Source organism: Dyadobacter sp. NIV53 (assembly GCF_019711195.1).
GTDB lineage: Bacteria > Bacteroidota > Bacteroidia > Cytophagales > Spirosomataceae > Dyadobacter.
The window spans coordinates 5,374,241-5,390,357 of the sequence record NZ_CP081299.1 but is presented as its reverse complement, the minus strand read 5'-3'; the positions used below and the strand labels follow the sequence as shown (position 1 = coordinate 5,390,357).

Below are 16,117 nucleotides of genomic sequence, written 5' to 3'. Positions count from 1 at the left end.
ACACCATTGAGCACGAATTGTATGAATCCGTCTTCTAAAATATTTTATCTTGTACCGCTTAACAAATAAATTCTAATCCTGTCTCCCTATGCTCGTTACTACAACATCTAATATCGAAGGAAAAAAATAGTTAAATACATTGGACTGGTAAATGGCGAAGCTATAATAGGAGCCAATTTAATAAAGGATTTTATGGCAGGGATCCGGGATGTAGTCGGCGGCCGTTCAGGGGCTTATGAACAAAGCCTGCGGGAAGCCAAAAGTATTGCAGTGCGTGAAATGATGGATCAGGCACAAAGATTAGGTGCCAATGCCATCATTGGTGTCGACCTGGATTTTGAGACCATTGGCAGCAACGGATCCATGCTGATGGTTAGTGCAAATGGTACAGCGGTAAATATTGAGTAAAGATTAGCCTCTGATCCTCAGTCCAGGGAGGATGAACATGGCATATTAAGCGTTGAATATTGATCATTAATTCGCTAATTGAATTTTAATGTTCAATATTCAACCGTGGTAAACCGCTTACATATTCAATTTTTCAAAAAGTTTTATCAAAAAATCTCTTTTGCGATTTGCCCGACATTATCTGATTTGCCCATGGTGTAAAAATGTAAAACCGGAACTCCGTAGGCCAGCAATTCTTTACATTGCTGAACTCCCCATTCTATTCCTACCTGACGTACTTCTTTGTCAGTGGCGCGTGATAATGCTTCTTTTTTTAAATCTTCCGGAAATTCAAGGTGGAATATATCAGCAAGAATTGTAAGCTGTTTTTTTGTCGCCAAAGGTTTTAACCCCGGAATAATCGGTACGGTAATGCCTTCTGCACGGCATCTTTCAACAAATGTGAAATATTTCTGATTATCGAAGAACATTTGGGTCACTATATAATTGGCTCCTAGTTCTACCTTTTTACGCAGATGCTCATAGTCAGTATCGAAGTTGGTCGCATCAATATGTTTTTCAGGATATCCGGCTACACCGATACAAAAATCTGTGGGATGTGTTTCTGTTTCAGCATTTAACAAAATCCCTTTGTTCATATTACTAACCTGCGTTACCAGTTCGGAAGCGTAAGTATGCCCGCCATTTTTTGCTTTAAAAATACCAGCCGATTTTTCAGGATCTCCGCGTAAAACGAGCACGTTATCAATACCCAAATAATGAAGATCAAACAGGACATCCTCTGTTTCATCCTTAGTAAATCCTCCGCAAATGACATGAGGTACCGCGTCAACATGGAACCGTTCCATCAGCCTTGCACATATTCCCACTGTCCCGGGTCTTTTACGAACCGGAATTCTTTCAATTACACCATTAGGATTAACCCTGTCAATGAGTTCTTCCCGATGATACGTAACATCAACAAAAGGTGGCTTAAATTCCATCAAAGGCTCAATCGAGTTAAATAACTCATTGATGTTCTGACCTTTAACCGGCGGAATAATTTCAATAGAAAATAATGTTTTACCCTCTGAGCGACTAATAAAATCGGTAACTTTTGTCATGTAGAAACTCTGGTATTCGGAAAAATTTTACAAATGAACACCATTTTACCAACCAAAACAATTTGTAAAGCACAAAAAAATGGCTTACCGCATTACAGTAAGCCATTCCACGTAAACCCTCCTCTATCAGTGTTCGTCAAAAACATTGAAGGAATTCTGACAGGGCGTCAGATCGCGACAACATTTTGCTTGACTGAATACTAATAACTAAAATTCTGTGCCAAAGTATTAAACTTATTCCTATTGAGCAACTGAATTGAGAGTTTTATCGGCTTAATGTAAATAAAATGTTAAGAATTAATGGTAGAATCCTGTGAATAACAAATCGTACCCCTTTATACATCCTGTTAGTGTTTACTATTTCGCCAATAAAGGGAAAAGCTTCTACACAAGTAGCATCTAGCAGAATGAATCAGGAAAAGCTTCAATCCGTGTCATTTCTATGTGTTCAATACCGTCTTCCAGGTAAATGTCACCGGTCTGTACAAAACCGAATGATCCGTAAAACTTTTTCAAATAAAGCTGTGCACCAATCCGGATACTTGTTTTCCCATAAATTTTTTCAAGTATATCAATTGAAACATTCAGTAATTCGACTCCCAAACCTGTTCCACGGCCTTTCCCTGAAACCACAATTCTGCCAATAGATGGGTAAGCGTAAGAAACCCCTGTTGGTACAATCCGGGAATAAGCCAGCAATATGCCATCTTTCCAACCAAGTAAATGATCACATTTCTGGTCTTTATTGTCCATATCCATAAAATTACAACCTTGCTCGACTACAAAAACTTCGCTTCGCAAACGTAATAACTGATATAGCACTTCATTGGAAAGTTCAGCGAACTTTTTAAGCTCCCACTCTAATTTTAACTCCATTTTTAAAAAATTGACCTTGAAAGGTTCCGATTTATGTGTTTGATTCTAATCCACTTTTATAAATTTGCAACATAATTAAGAATAGCTGATCAATAACGCAAACTGGATAACAATTCAGAATACGTTAATCAGGCTAAAATATCCAAAACAAAAACATATAATCTGTTAGTAAAAATGGGAAGAGCCTATGAATATAGAAAAGCGCGCATGTTTAAGCGCTGGGACAAAATGGCTAAAACTTTTACCAGAATAGGTAAAGATATTGTTCTGGCTGTAAAAGGCGGAACGGCAGATCCTAACACCAATGCAAGGCTTCGCGTATTGCTCCAAAATGCAAGAGCAGCCAACATGCCGAAAGAAACGGTCGAGCGGGCGATCAAACGCGCCACGTCGAAAGACCAGGAAGACTACAAGGAGATGGTATACGAAGGTTATGGCCCGCATGGTGTTGCTATCCTGGTAGAAAGTACAACAGACAACCCAACGCGTACTGTTGCCAATGTCCGAAGCTATTTCAATAAACTGGGTGGAAGTCTGGGAACAATGGGTATGCTTGATTTTATATTTGACAGAAAATGTATTTTCAAAGTCAAAAATGATGGTTCTAAGGACGTTGAAGAACTGGAATTTGAACTGATCGATTTCGGCGGCGAAGAAGTATTTTTAGACGAAGAAACGAATCAGATCAATATATATGGTGAATTTACTGCATTCGGTACGCTACAGCATTACCTGGAAGAAAACGGCTTCGAAATCGTAGAAGCAGATTTCGAGCGTATTCCAGGTGATACCAAAAAATTATCCGAAGAAGAAATCGCAGAGGTAGAAAAGCTAATTGAGAAAATTGAAGATGACGATGATGTTCAGCGCGTTTATCACAATATGGCTTAACCGTTAATGAGTTAACTGACTGAAAGTATCTTTTGATCTTTATTCTGAAAACGAAAAACGCTTCCCTTTTCCTTTCCTAACAAAGAAATTCCAACCGGTGATGAGGATGAAACCACTATAACAGTTTCATCCTCAAATTTTATAACCCCAAGGCTGACCGAAATAAAAAACCAGCCCGCCGTTGTTTCCAGCAATGAACCAATTGCGCTTCTTCCAGACGACTCGTTGCCAGTGATCCTGTCAAGTAAAAACCTTTCCTGTCTGATCTGTTCATATTGCCTCGCATGCATACTGCGGTCCAGCTGGCCCATAGAACGCGAAGTTTCATATTTATCACCCATCGAACTTTTACTTTGGTCATTTGCCGATTCCTGAGCTGCTTCCATGGCTGCCCAAGCCACCTGCATACGTTCATCCAAAAGCTCTTTGGTATAAACTATTAATCCTGATTTATTCATCTTACTACAATTTCCAAAGTCCGGTTTATAAAGTTAAACCAAAATCCAGATTCCCTGTGATTTTTATATTGATAAAAGTCCAAAGATACGTAAGTGATTATATTTAATGACAATACGAAGAAAATGGGAAGAATCCGGATTTAAAACCATACAAGTTTTTCAGGTTCCCAAAATTGAATTTCCTAAGAAAATACCATTTCTGTTTTCTCATTGCCCCATCCTTACTATCTTTGCCAAACTTCTTGAACATTCGCAATGACAAAACTTTCGGTCCGGCACTTACTTGGAATTAAAAACCTGAACGAGAATGATATCCACACAATTTTAGATACGGCAACTCAATTTAAGGAAGTTATTAACCGTCCTATCAAGAAAGTACCTTCCCTGCGGGACATCACTATTGCCAATGTTTTTTTCGAAAATTCTACCCGTACCAGGCTTTCTTTTGAACTTGCTGAAAAGCGCCTTTCTGCTGATGTAGTTAATTTTTCCGCTTCCGGGAGTTCAGTTACAAAAGGGGAAACACTATTGGATACAGTCAATAATATCTTGGCCATGAAGGTAGATATGATCGTGATGCGCCATAGCAGTCCAGGTGCTCCGCATTATCTTTCTACCCGCATTCCTGCCAATGTGGTCAATGCCGGCGACGGCACACACGAACACCCGACGCAGGCTTTGCTCGACGCATTTTCAATGCGTGAAAAGCTGGGTGATTTAACCGGTAAAAAAATTGCAATTATTGGAGATATTACCCATTCAAGAGTCGCTTTATCTAATATCTTTTGCCTGCAAAAACTTGGCGCCGAAGTAATGGTGTGTGGCCCTGCTACACTAATACCTAAACATTTGGGGGAACTGGGAGTAAAGATCGGGCACAATGTAAAAGAAGCATTACAATGGTGCGACGTAGCAAATGTATTGCGTATACAGCTTGAAAGACAGCAGATTAAATATTTTCCCTCCCTTCGTGAATATTCGCTTTATTTCGGGATTAACAAAGAAATGCTGGATGATCTGAATAAAGAAATTATCCTGATGCACCCAGGCCCTATCAACCGCGGAGTAGAATTAACCTCTGATGCAGCTGATTCCAAACATTCCATCATCCTGAACCAGGTAGAAAACGGCGTGGCGGTAAGAATGGCCGTTTTGTATCTGCTTGCTCAGCAATAGTTTTATAAAATCAAATCTAATATTACGACCTCCTTTTTCTTAGCGGTAGCTTCATTTTCGTTACGGCGCTGGTGTTTCCAAGAAACGTTTCTTTTTTAACTCAAAATTAATAAAGACAAAATCATATCTTTGTTATTGTTATGCATGCATAACAATAAGGATGTTCACTAAGACTTATTTCAGGAAACAGATCATCAAAGATCATGGAACAACAAGAAACCCTGCTTTTTACAATTGAGAAAAATATAGCGCATGTAAAATTTAACAGACCAGAGAAAGCCAATGCGATAAATGATCTGGGATGGAAAGAAATACGTTCTGTTTTTGAAGAGATTGATTCCAATGAAGAAATCAGGGTTGTTGTTTTAAGTGGCGAAGGAAAACATTTTTGCTCGGGTATTGATCTTACTTTATTGTTTAGTGTAACCAATTCGGAAGAGCGGGATGAAGCGCGTAAACGGGAGAACCTTCGTAAATTAATCCTGAATTTGCAAGCCAGTGTTTCGTCTGTTGAAAATTGTAGTAAACCCGTATTAGCTGCAATTTCAGGTGGCTGCATAGGTGCTGGTGTTGACCTGATCAGTGCTTGCGATATGCGTTATGCAAGTGAAGATGCTTTTTTCACGATTAAGGAAATAGATATGGGAATGGTGGCAGACCTGGGAACTTTGCAGCGTTTACCACGACTGATTCCTGAAGGAATTATGCGTGAACTGGCATTTACAGGAAGAAATGTATCAGGAACAGAAGCTGAGAAAATTGGATTGGTTAATCAGTGTTTCGATCATCGTGAAAATTTAATGAAATCTGTTTTTGAAATAGCGGCTACAATTGCTGCAAAATCTCCCATTTCAATCCGTGGGACCAAACATATATTAAATTATAGCCGAGATCATTCCATTGCAGACGGGTTGAATTACATGGCCACATGGAACGCGGCCATGCTGCTTTCGGAAGATTTAAATGAAGCATTTCAAGCCCAATTGCAAAAAAAAGAAGCCTTCTTTCGAAACTAGAAATGAGGTTAATGGGTAAAGGGTTAAAGGGTTAAAGGGTTATTGAATTCTTACCTTAACCTCTCGACCGTTCACATTTTCAACCTATACTTTTACAGTAACCTTTTACAACAAATCGAGAACATCATATGCAATACAGTGAAGGAATGCTTCGTGACGGAGCTTTGGATACTAAAACAATCATTATTACGGGCGGTGGAACCGGTTTGGGCAAATCAATGGCTACCTACTTTCTAAAATTAGGTGCTAATGTTGTGATTTGCAGCCGCAGGCTTGAAGTACTGGAAAATACTGCAAAAGAACTGGAAGAAGAAACTGGTGGAAAAGTGCTGGCAATTGCGTGTGATGTCAGAAAAACAGACCAGATTGAAAATGTAATTGCCAGGGCCGTTGAAAAATTTGGCTCTGTAAACGGGCTGGTCAATAATTCGGCTGGCAATTTCATCAGTCCTACTGAAAGATTATCGTATAAAGCAGTGGATACAGTTGTTGACATCGTTTTACGAGGCACATATTATTTTACACTGGCTCTTGGCAAGTACTGGATAGAAAATAAAATTAAAGGAAATGTCCTTAATATTTCCACAACATATGCATGGACAGGTTCGGGATGGGTTGTTCCGTCTGCCATGGCCAAAGCCGGAGTGTTAGCAATGACGAAATCTCTTGCATTTGAATGGGCGGACCATGGTATCAGATTGAATGCCATTGCACCCGGCCCATTCCCTACAAAAGGTGCCTGGGACAGACTTTTTCCAGAAGAACTGGCTAAAAAGTTTTCTTTTGAAAATCGAATTCCGTTACAACGCGTTGGTGATCATCAGGAATTAACGAACCTTGCGGCTTATCTGATCTCAGATTTTTCAGCATATATGACGGGCGAAGTGATCACTCTGGATGGCGGTGAAGTACTGGCGGCCGGACAGTTTAATTTTCTTAAAGAAGTGTCGGATGAGCAGTGGGACGCTATCGGAAATCAGATAAAAAATGCTAATCGGGAGAGTAAGAAATCAGAATAATAATTTTCTTCCGTTTTTATTGGGTAATTTTGCCCGTTCATTCGTTATTTGACAAATGATGAAAACATGTATATGAAAACGACATTACGAATATACCTTTCTTTACTGTCAGCACTGGTTATTGCAGGATGTGCTTCCTCCAATAACACACCTAAGTCAATACCCGAAGCCAAGGTGTATCCATCTAATCAGCAGTCGCAGCAATCTGCATCAGTTGCCGAAGAACCTTCACTGGTTTCCATACAAAGTAAATATCTGATAAAAGACACATCGCAGGTAAATGTTTACCTGTACGTAGATGCTTACAGAGGAAAAAACCCGATTACTGCCGAAGATTTTTCCAAAATTTATAATCTGAATTATGTCATCTATTCTGATTATGGAACGCGTGACAGACAGGGATATGGAAATGTAAAACTGGACGCATCTAATGTCAGCAGAGTAGGAAATAAGATTGTGATCAGTTTTCAGGTAAAAAGCCCGAACAAAGATTACGGCGTTCTATTAAGTGAAATCAGCCAGACAGGAACTTTAAAGAAGGTACTGAATGATTTAACGATCCGTTTCAAAAAGCAGTCTACCAGCGAAGTATACGGAATTTACACTGCCGCAAGCCCAGAGCCTTTACAAAGACATTATATCAATTCTACCGAGCCATTTATTGTTAAACGTCTTACCGAAGGAAACGATAAATTGCATGTGTATTATTATGCGCACAGTTTTGAAGCAGCTGGTTCACCGATGAATACTGCACCTAAAACTGTATCAAAATCGTTAGACATTGACAGTTCGTTTACCATAAATACCAACGAAAACCTGCGGTTTGAAAAAGAAGGTTTGTATAATATTTTCTCCGATACAACGCAGTCGGAAGGTATGGGTTTGCTGGTAGTCAATGAACGCTATCCTAAAATTACAAATCCGGAAATATTGCTGGGCCCATTGCTTTATATGAGCACCAACAATGAAGTAAATGAAATAAAAAAGGCAGAAAACTATAAAAAAGCGCTTGACAAATACTGGTTAACGTTAATGAACGGAAACGCACCACTGGCACAACAGTCCATCCGTTCATTTTATGGCAGAGTCGAAGAAGCCAACCAACTGTTTACAACTTATAAAGAAGGATGGAAAACAGATAAGGGAATGATCTACATAGTGTTAGGCCCACCTGATAAAGTGCAGCGCAGCAAAGACCGCGAAGTTTGGACATACGATCAGCGCGGTAATGCCCAGAATGTCAATTTTACATTTAATCGAAGAAACAATCAATTTGTGGATGATCATTATGAGCTGGTCCGGTACGCCGAATATCAGCCAATATGGTATCCAGTAGTAGAAGCATGGAGAAACGGAACTATACGGTAAGAAAACCCGCCCCAAGACAGTCCCAGGCCGATATGGTTTTTGGTACACAGTCTGTACTTGAAACCCTTCGTTCAGGAAAAGAGATCGAACGATTATTCATTCAAAGAGAGTTAGGTCTTTCTGAAATTGAAAAATTAGCCAAGGAACTCGGAGTTCCGTACCAGCGTGTACCAGTTGAAAAACTGAACCGTGTAACCCGGAAAAACCATCAGGGCGTTGTTGCCTTTGTGTCTCCGATTCAGTATATGCCACTGCACAATGTGCTAACGCAGGTTTATGAAGATGGAAAAGTACCATTATTACTATTGCTGGACCGTATAACGGATGTCAGGAATTTTGGTGCAATTGCCCGTACAGCAGAATGCGCGGGTGTTCAGGCATTAATTGTACCTATGAAAGGTGGCGCACAAATCAATGCGGATGCAATGAAAACGTCATCAGGTGCATTAAATTTTCTGCCGGTTTGCCGTGAACCTAATTTGTATGAAACACTACTTTACCTGAGAAACAGCGGATTGCAGATTGTAGCCTGTACAGAAAAAACGGATAAATCACTTTACGATATTGATTTCGCTATTCCAACAGTGATTATAATGGGTTCGGAGGAAGATGGTATTTCTAAAGAGTTTCTTCAGCTGGCAGATAGCGGTGCAAAAATCCCTTTAATCGGACAAGTAGAATCTCTGAATGTATCTATTGCAAGCTCTATTGTATTGTATGAAGCAGTGAGACAGCGGGTTGTAAAACCTGTTTAGATACCGTTTAATAAAAAAACCCGTGATTAGTAAAAACTTACTAATCACGGGTTTTTTTATTGGCTATAATTAAGATAGTATTGTTATAATATTAAAGGATGTCTTTTTTTGTTTCATACAACATCACGTTAGCCTTTATAAACCAGTTAATTATCTCTTCTTAACAAGTAAAATGTCCAGACTGTATATATGTATTTTACTTTTACTGATATCCTGTTCAGCAAGTAAAAAACCTGGCGCTGGTTTTGTTAAACCAGGGGCAGAACCCGTTAGTCTGCTTGTGTTTTTAAACTTCAAAATCTCTAAAATATCCGATTCTGAAAATAGTGTTATTGAACTTATCAGTAAGAAGAAAGTAAACGGAAAAATTAATATTATCAACGAAATTCAACCTGCTCAATATACCAATTACCTGACAATAGATTTACTTGATGACAATGACAATTTAGTGAGCACAACAATTATAGAACACCCATTATACAGGCAAGTTGAATTCACTGCGGATGACAATAAAAAATTATTGTCCAAATCAATATCATTGAAAGAAGAGTCCTTTTTTGTTAGGGTTCAATCCAAATCTAGTTTTTCAAAAATTGCTATTAGTGAAAGTTTAAATAAGTCTATAACGAAAAAAATAAGCCTGATCGACTTTTAAATCTATAGCCTAATCATTTAGTAATATCTCGTTCTCTCCCTAACTTTTAAATATTATGAAAAAACTGATACTATTTATAATATGTGTTATTTTTTTGTGTATTCGTGCTTCCGCTCAAATTTACACGGTTGAAACGATTCAAAACAATGGCGATAAAGATGATTTAATTGATTTGGTTATTCTTGGAGATGGCTATACCAGTGCAGAGCAAGGCCAGATGACAACTGATATAAACAACTTTGTAAATTACCTTTTTAATCAGGCGCCCTGGTCGAATTACCGCAATTATTTTAATATTTATGCGATAAAAATTGTCTCAGCTCAGTCAGGTATAACACATCCTCAAACAGCAACTGACTGTGCTACGAGTGGAGTTCCCATTTCCGCTATTGATAGTGAGCTTGGCTGCTCATTTGACATAGCGGGAATTCACAGATTAGTTACCCCAACAAAATATGGAAATTTAAACAGTATCCTTATTGATAATTTTCCTGAGTATGACCATTTTGTCGTATTATCAAACACACCATATTACGGAGGATCAGGCGGGCCTTTTGCAACAATTACCAACCATATTTTATCGGGCGAATTAGCAGCACATGAACTTGGCCATTCTTTTGCTGGCCTGGCTGACGAATATTATGCTGGTGACCAATATTTCTCCGAAAAACCAAATATGACGCAGCAGTCAAACCCTCTTTTGATTAAATGGAAAAATTGGATAGGTATTAACGGTGTAGGAATTAATAAATATGGCGATAGTGGAAACCCTGCAATATGGTACAAGCCATCCACCAACTGCAAAATGGAATTTCTAGGACCGGCTTATTGCAGTGTCTGTACACAAGCAATTATTGAAGCAATTCATGTTCGTGCATCCCCTGTCATCGAATATACCCCGGCTTCCGATGCTCCGGTTCAAAATTCGGGCAGCCAATATTTGAATTTTAAATTCACACGTTTGATCAAGCCAATACCAAATACTTTGAAAATACAATGGAAGCTTGATAATGTTGTTATTGAAGAAAATAGTGAGTTTGTTGCCATAAATCAAAATGCTATATCTTCGGGAGCTCATGTTTTAACAGCAACAGTCGATGACATATCGGATCTTCTCAAAATAGACAATCATAGTGATTCCCATAATAGTACCAATTCCGTAACCTGGAATATTATTTCCTCGCCTCTTCCGGTTAAACTGGTTTCTTTTAAAACCGAAGTGTTTGAAAAGAAAAATATCCTGATTCAATGGAAAACTGCCGAAGAAAAGGAGTTTGATCATTTCGAACTAGAACGTAGCTCTAACCCAACAGAAGATTTTCAATATCTGGCAGAATTTAAAAGTAAAGATCAAGCCGGAAATTCTTATTCTTTTTTAGATAAGTCAGCAAGCCCGGGAATTATCTGGTATTATCGCTTAAAAATGATTGATACCGACTTGACATTTGCTTATAGCAGGATATCAGCAGCACTAATAGAAAGAGACGGATTGGTATCAATCTATCCTAATCCGGTTTTGAATGCTGAAATAAATATACAATCGCCTTACCCGGTTTCAAAAATTGAACTGATTAATTTAGCCGGAACTCCTGTATTGAAAGTGGATATCGGGAATAAGCAAAAAGCTTCAATAGAAACTGCTGCCTTGGAAAGTGGAATATATTTAATGAAAATATTCAGCAACAGCGGAGCGGAAGAAATAAAAAAGATAATCATTAACTAAATTCATAAAATGATGAAAGGGCTGAAGATTAAAAATGGACTTCAACCCTTCCATCATTTTATTTGTGGATTTATTGCCGGAAATTCTTCATAATCCAGCCACCTCCTACTACATCGTCCCCTTCGTAAAAAACAGCAGCCTGTCCGGGAGCAATGCCATTTACGCCATCATGAAAATGTACTTTTATTTTTCCCGGTTCATCAGGTAACAACAGTGCAGGTGTTCCGTCATGTTTGTAACGTACTTTTGTTACTGTCTCCAATGGTTTTGTAAGGCCTTCATATTTTTGCCAGTTCAATTTGCCAACCACCATTCCATCACGGAAAAGATCAGGCAAATCGCCCAAGACTACTTCATTGGTATCTTTTCGTACCTCAGTAACAAAAACAGGCCGTCCCAAAGCAATGCCCAAGCCTTTACGCTGGCCAACTGTATAAAACGGATAACCTTCATGTTTTCCAACAATTGTTCCGTCTTCATACACAAAATTCCCACCAGCTACTTCCGCTTCCAGTCCGGGAATACGCCTTTTCAAAAAGCCACGGTAATCGTTATCGGGCACAAAACAAATTTCATAACTTTCTGCTTTATTGACCAGATCAATAAAACCACGCTCACGCGCCATTTCACGGATTTCTGTTTTATGTAAATAGCCCAATGGAAGTTTGGTCCGGCTCAGACTTTCCTGCGAAACGCCCCAAAGTACATAACTCTGGTCTTTCCAGCTGTCAATTCCTTTTGAAACGTAATAACGGCCATCATTAAACTGCATATTTGCATAATGTCCCGTTGCAATGGACTCACAGTCCAGACGATCAGCACGTTTTAAAAGTGCATCCCATTTGATGTGCGTATTGCATAAAACACATGGATTTGGTGTACGGCCTTCCAGATATTCACCCGTAAAATGATCAATTACATAATCTCCGAATTCAGCGCGGATATCCAGAATATAATGGGGAAAACCGAGTTCAACGGCAATGCTTCTGGCGTCATTGATAGAGTCAAGTGAGCAGCAGCCTGTTTCTTTTTTGGAGCCTCCGCTGCTTGCATAATCCCAGGTTTTCATAGTCATACCAATGACTTCATAACCTTGTTCGTGCAACATTACAGCTGCGAGAGAGCTGTCGATGCCGCCACTCATGGCGACTAATATTCTTCCGTGTTTACTCATATTCGGAATCTGCGAAGGTTGAATGCCTTCCGATTTTGGTTAATTTGAAATTGCTTAACAGCTGGTATCAGCTGAATAGTTTCGTAAAGGTAGGCATAAGTTATAATTATTGACAAAACTAAAACATCATTCTCCTTACGCATTCACCTGCCGTATCACATTTTTAATATTCAGTTCAATAATATCGGTCATACTTTCGCAATGATCATACGTTGCATCGTGGTAATGTTTTGCCAGGCCCGAACTGAGCTGGTGTATATTTTCGGAAGTAGAAATTTTATCTTTTTTTGACACATCACGAAGTTCCTTTAAACGGTATCTCTCACTTCTTGCCTGATACATGATGGATGACTGTTCTTCCTGCTGATATTGCAGCACCGTTTTATCCGTCAGATATTCCATGGCTAACTCAACGTAAGGCAGATTTTCCTTAAAAAATTGCGGCATATATACTTTCAGGTTTCCTTCGTAAAACTGCTGGTCGAAATCAATAGCTCTCAGTCGAAACTGGAAATCATCAAAATCAGGGGTGATCTGCATAACAAAATTATAGGATCGCATGTCTCCTAAAAGTGTGATCATACAGCGTTCATTAAATTTAACGAACTCTTTGGCTATACGTATCGGGTTATAATCTGTATGTCCAAGCCTGGTTTGTGCAAATACATCACCCGGAATCCCTGCAATGTGCTCTTCGATCAGGGTATCTCCATCTACCAGATAATTTACCTGATTGGGAGAAAAAATCTCTTCGAGTTCCAATCCATAAATCCTTGAAGCATCGGCTTTCTTGACATAAAAATAATCGTAAATATCATTCAGCCGGTTTACAATTTTGATACGAAACGGATTGGAGTTGCCAAATTTGCAATAATCAATTCGCTCAATATATTTGTGCTCTACAATGCGAAGATTTCCCGAAGCTTTCAATATGGCATAAGCTTTTTTCAGGCCGTTGTGCAGTCTGTCTATTTCGTGTGAAGGATAAAGGGGACTTTCCCAAAGTGTGTCTTTTCCATTTTTATCAGAAATCGGGAATGATTCGTAATAATTAAGCAGATCATAATAACCTACCGGCAGTTTAGCATCTCTCTGATACAAGCGAAGGTACTTTCTCAATTCTGAACTGACCGGATAAATCGGCTTCTTCTTCAATATTTTAACATCTCCGTTTTCCATGCGAATCAAACAACAATAAACTGTAAAAAAGAAAAGGCAATTCTGAAATGAGTTAATTAAGGAGTTACTCCACTATTTTATGCCGTTGCTGGAATTGCTACTAACAGTCTGCCGTGGTATGCACTTATACTCGCAGATAAGCATATTGCTATGACAATACAAGCAATGGCTCGACCACTGTGAAACCCGGCGCCATCCTCCCCTAACTCAACGCTTAAATCATTTCCGAATGCCCTTTCCAAATTACATAAAAATCCGCAAACTAATTCATAATCATGCTGTGCGGATCAATCACAAATTTTTTGGCTGCACCTTTATCGAAATCTTTATAACCTCTTGGAGCATCTTTCAAACTGATTACTTCCACGTTTACTGCTTTGGCAATTTTAATTTTATCATACAAAATAGCATTCATTAACTGCCGATGGTATTTCATTACCGGACATTGGCCCGTATAAAAAGAATGCGATTTCGCCCATCCTAACCCGATTCGAATACTCAGGCTACCTTCCTGTGCGGCTTTGTCCTTCGCACCTGGATCGCCGGTTACATATAGCCCCGGAATACCAATTGCACCTCCTGCCCTTGTTATAGCCATGGCGGTGTTCAGTACTGTTGCCGGCCTTTCTTCTGTTGCATTGGCACCATGCCCTCTTGCTTCAAAACCTACACAATCCACAAAACAATCTACTTCCGGTATACCAATAATTTCCGTAATTGCTTGTTCAAGTGGCGTTTCCTTTGTCAGATCTATAATTTCGCAACCAAAACTTTTTGCCTGGTCTAATCTTTCCTGAATCATATCACCTACAATAACAACTGCTGCTCCCAGCAAATGACACGAAGCTGCACATGCCAGACCAACCGGCCCCGCTCCGGCTACATACACAATAGAACCCGGTCCTACTCCGGCAGTTACTGCTCCATGATATCCGGTCGGAAAAATATCAGATAATAAAGTCAGATCTTTGATATAAGCCATTCCCTGATCTTTATCAGGAAATTTGAGTAAATTGAAATCAGCATAAGGAACCATCACGTATTCGGCCTGCCCTCCTACCCAGCCACCCATATCCACATATCCATAGGCAGCTCCCGGGCGTGCGGGATTTACGTTCAAACAAATACCAGTTTTGCCTTCCTTACAATTCCGGCATCGTCCGCAAGCAATATTGAACGGCACGGAAACCAGGTCACCGACTTTTATAAACTCAACATCTCTTCCAGCTTCAAGAACAATTCCCGTAATTTCATGGCCGAGAACCAATCCCGACGGAGCAGTGGTACGGCCACGAACCATATGCTGGTCACTCCCGCAGATATTGGTAGAAACAATTTTTAAAATTACACCATGATCACATTTCCTGTCTCCAATTGCCAGTTTAGGGTATTCAATTTCCTGAACTTCCACTTCACCCGGTTTAATGTAAGCTACTCCATGATTTTGGCACATAATAAATGTTTTAAAGGTTGATAATAATTAAATTTCAGGACCAGAAAACTCAATATGTTTATATTAAAAGCAATAATATTTAAATTTTACCAGTTAAAAATTCAATATTATCAGTTTGAAATTTGCCATTTGAAAGTTGCATAGACCATATCCGTAGCGCAGGTTGTATAAAACTGAATTTTACTACCCTAAATATGTTTTATAATGGAATCACACCACGACAGATCCTCATACATGAAAATATCACGCAAATTATATGGCCTTGTTGTCTGTGGAGGGGAAAGCAGGCGTATGAGAGCCGATAAGAGTTCGCTTATTTACTTTGAAAAGCAACAGCGTTATCATCTTTATGATATGCTTTATTCGGGTCAAAACAATTTATGCAGTAAAGCATTTATATCTTGTAAGCAGATACAACTAAAAACTGTTTCGAAGGAATATAATGTATTACAGGATCTTGCCAAGTTTGAAAATATTGGCCCCATGGCGGGACTATTAACAGCATTTACTTCTTATCCAGACCATGATTTTCTGGTGGTTGGCTGCGATTATCCGTTTGTAAATGAACAGGTTTTAAAAAACTTTTTAGAACAGATAAAAGGAGATTCTATTGCTGCTGCTTTTTATAATGAACATGGAAAATATGAACCATTATTAGCCTGGTATTCCAAAGAAGCAGGTTTAATTTTAAAAAAACAATTTGATACGAAAGAACATTCATTGCAGCATTTTCTGATTCAGAATAAGGCAGAAAAATATATTCCGGCAGATGATATAGTCATGACAAGTGTGGATACACCGGAGGAATTCATGGTTGCCAAAGAATTACTAAGCAGATAATGTAAAGCCGAAAACTGCCATTT

The 16,117-nt window shown here is 39.0% G+C and carries 15 protein-coding genes and 1 pseudogene; 10 read left to right on the top strand and 6 right to left on the bottom strand.

Annotated elements, in window-relative coordinates; translation table 11 throughout:
- The first annotated feature begins 88 nt into the window (after window positions 1-88).
- Window positions 89-408, top strand: a pseudogene (locus KZC02_RS22320) (heavy metal-binding domain-containing protein).
- A gap of 146 nt (window positions 409-554) precedes the next feature.
- Here the strand turns inward: KZC02_RS22320 and KZC02_RS22315 are convergent.
- Together KZC02_RS22315 and KZC02_RS22310 are read right to left on the bottom strand one after the other, a co-directional pair.
- Window positions 555-1,511: a methylenetetrahydrofolate reductase gene (locus KZC02_RS22315; protein ID WP_221390712.1), complete on the bottom strand. Its 957-nt coding sequence runs from the start codon at window positions 1,509-1,511 to the stop codon at window positions 555-557.
- A 399-nt stretch (window positions 1,512-1,910) separates the two neighbouring features.
- Entirely contained in the window at window positions 1,911-2,387 is a 477-nt protein-coding gene (locus tag KZC02_RS22310) for a GNAT family N-acetyltransferase (protein WP_221390711.1), read from the bottom strand.
- Window positions 2,388-2,561: 174 nt separating this feature from the next.
- Between KZC02_RS22310 and KZC02_RS22305 the strand changes: the two genes are divergently transcribed.
- The gene (locus tag KZC02_RS22305) at window positions 2,562-3,278 is read left to right on the top strand and encodes a YebC/PmpR family DNA-binding transcriptional regulator (RefSeq protein ID WP_221390710.1); all 717 of its coding nucleotides are present in this window, start codon (window positions 2,562-2,564) and stop codon (window positions 3,276-3,278) included.
- Window positions 3,279-3,289: 11 nt separating this feature from the next.
- Here KZC02_RS22305 and KZC02_RS22300 read toward each other — a convergent pair whose 3' ends face one another.
- The gene (locus tag KZC02_RS22300) at window positions 3,290-3,736 is read right to left on the bottom strand and encodes a transcription elongation factor (RefSeq protein WP_221390709.1); all 447 of its coding nucleotides are present in this window, start codon (window positions 3,734-3,736) and stop codon (window positions 3,290-3,292) included.
- 255 nt (window positions 3,737-3,991) lie between these two features.
- On the opposite strand from KZC02_RS22300, the gene KZC02_RS22295 reads away from it, so the two are divergent.
- The 7 genes from KZC02_RS22295 to KZC02_RS22265 all read left to right on the top strand — a co-directional run bounded on the left by KZC02_RS22295 (window position 3,992) and on the right by KZC02_RS22265 (window position 11,448).
- Window positions 3,992-4,912 (top strand): aspartate carbamoyltransferase catalytic subunit, encoded by a 921-nt coding sequence (locus tag KZC02_RS22295; protein ID WP_221390708.1) that lies wholly within the window; start codon window positions 3,992-3,994, stop codon window positions 4,910-4,912.
- A 203-nt stretch (window positions 4,913-5,115) separates the two neighbouring features.
- Window positions 5,116-5,928, top strand: a complete 813-nt coding sequence (locus tag KZC02_RS22290; RefSeq protein WP_221390707.1) for a crotonase/enoyl-CoA hydratase family protein — start codon at window positions 5,116-5,118, stop codon at window positions 5,926-5,928.
- A 128-nt stretch (window positions 5,929-6,056) separates the two neighbouring features.
- Window positions 6,057-6,947, top strand: a complete 891-nt coding sequence (locus tag KZC02_RS22285) for an SDR family oxidoreductase (RefSeq protein ID WP_221390706.1) — start codon at window positions 6,057-6,059, stop codon at window positions 6,945-6,947.
- A 72-nt stretch (window positions 6,948-7,019) separates the two neighbouring features.
- On the top strand, window positions 7,020-8,315 hold the full coding sequence (locus KZC02_RS22280; protein WP_221390705.1) for a GWxTD domain-containing protein: 1,296 nt from the start codon (window positions 7,020-7,022) through the stop codon (window positions 8,313-8,315).
- Complete coding sequence (gene rlmB / locus KZC02_RS22275) at window positions 8,291-9,070, top strand: 23S rRNA (guanosine(2251)-2'-O)-methyltransferase RlmB (RefSeq protein ID WP_221390704.1); 780 nt, start codon at window positions 8,291-8,293, stop codon at window positions 9,068-9,070. Before KZC02_RS22280 ends, rlmB begins: the two co-directional genes overlap by 25 nt.
- Before the next feature lie 172 nt (window positions 9,071-9,242).
- Window positions 9,243-9,725 (top strand): hypothetical protein, encoded by a 483-nt coding sequence (locus KZC02_RS22270; RefSeq protein WP_221390703.1) that lies wholly within the window; start codon window positions 9,243-9,245, stop codon window positions 9,723-9,725.
- Between the two features lie 55 nt (window positions 9,726-9,780).
- Complete coding sequence (locus KZC02_RS22265; protein WP_221390702.1) at window positions 9,781-11,448, top strand: M64 family metallopeptidase; 1,668 nt, start codon at window positions 9,781-9,783, stop codon at window positions 11,446-11,448.
- 70 nt (window positions 11,449-11,518) lie between these two features.
- Here KZC02_RS22265 and mnmA read toward each other — a convergent pair whose 3' ends face one another.
- The 3 genes from mnmA to fdhA form a co-directional block, all read right to left on the bottom strand.
- Window positions 11,519-12,622 carry a tRNA 2-thiouridine(34) synthase MnmA gene (gene mnmA, locus KZC02_RS22260; RefSeq protein WP_221390701.1) on the bottom strand — a complete coding sequence of 368 codons (1,104 nt, stop codon included), beginning with the start codon at window positions 12,620-12,622 and terminating at the stop codon, window positions 11,519-11,521.
- A 135-nt stretch (window positions 12,623-12,757) separates the two neighbouring features.
- A complete protein-coding gene (locus KZC02_RS22255) occupies window positions 12,758-13,801 on the bottom strand; it encodes a hypothetical protein (RefSeq protein WP_221390700.1) in 1,044 nt (347 codons plus the stop codon).
- A gap of 262 nt (window positions 13,802-14,063) precedes the next feature.
- Window positions 14,064-15,254 carry a formaldehyde dehydrogenase, glutathione-independent gene (gene fdhA / locus KZC02_RS22250; protein WP_221390699.1) on the bottom strand — a complete coding sequence of 397 codons (1,191 nt, stop codon included), beginning with the start codon at window positions 15,252-15,254 and terminating at the stop codon, window positions 14,064-14,066.
- Window positions 15,255-15,488: 234 nt separating this feature from the next.
- Between fdhA and KZC02_RS22245 the strand changes: the two genes are divergently transcribed.
- The gene (locus KZC02_RS22245; RefSeq protein ID WP_221390698.1) at window positions 15,489-16,094 is read left to right on the top strand and encodes a molybdenum cofactor guanylyltransferase; all 606 of its coding nucleotides are present in this window, start codon (window positions 15,489-15,491) and stop codon (window positions 16,092-16,094) included.
- Window positions 16,095-16,117: the final 23 nt, after the last annotated feature.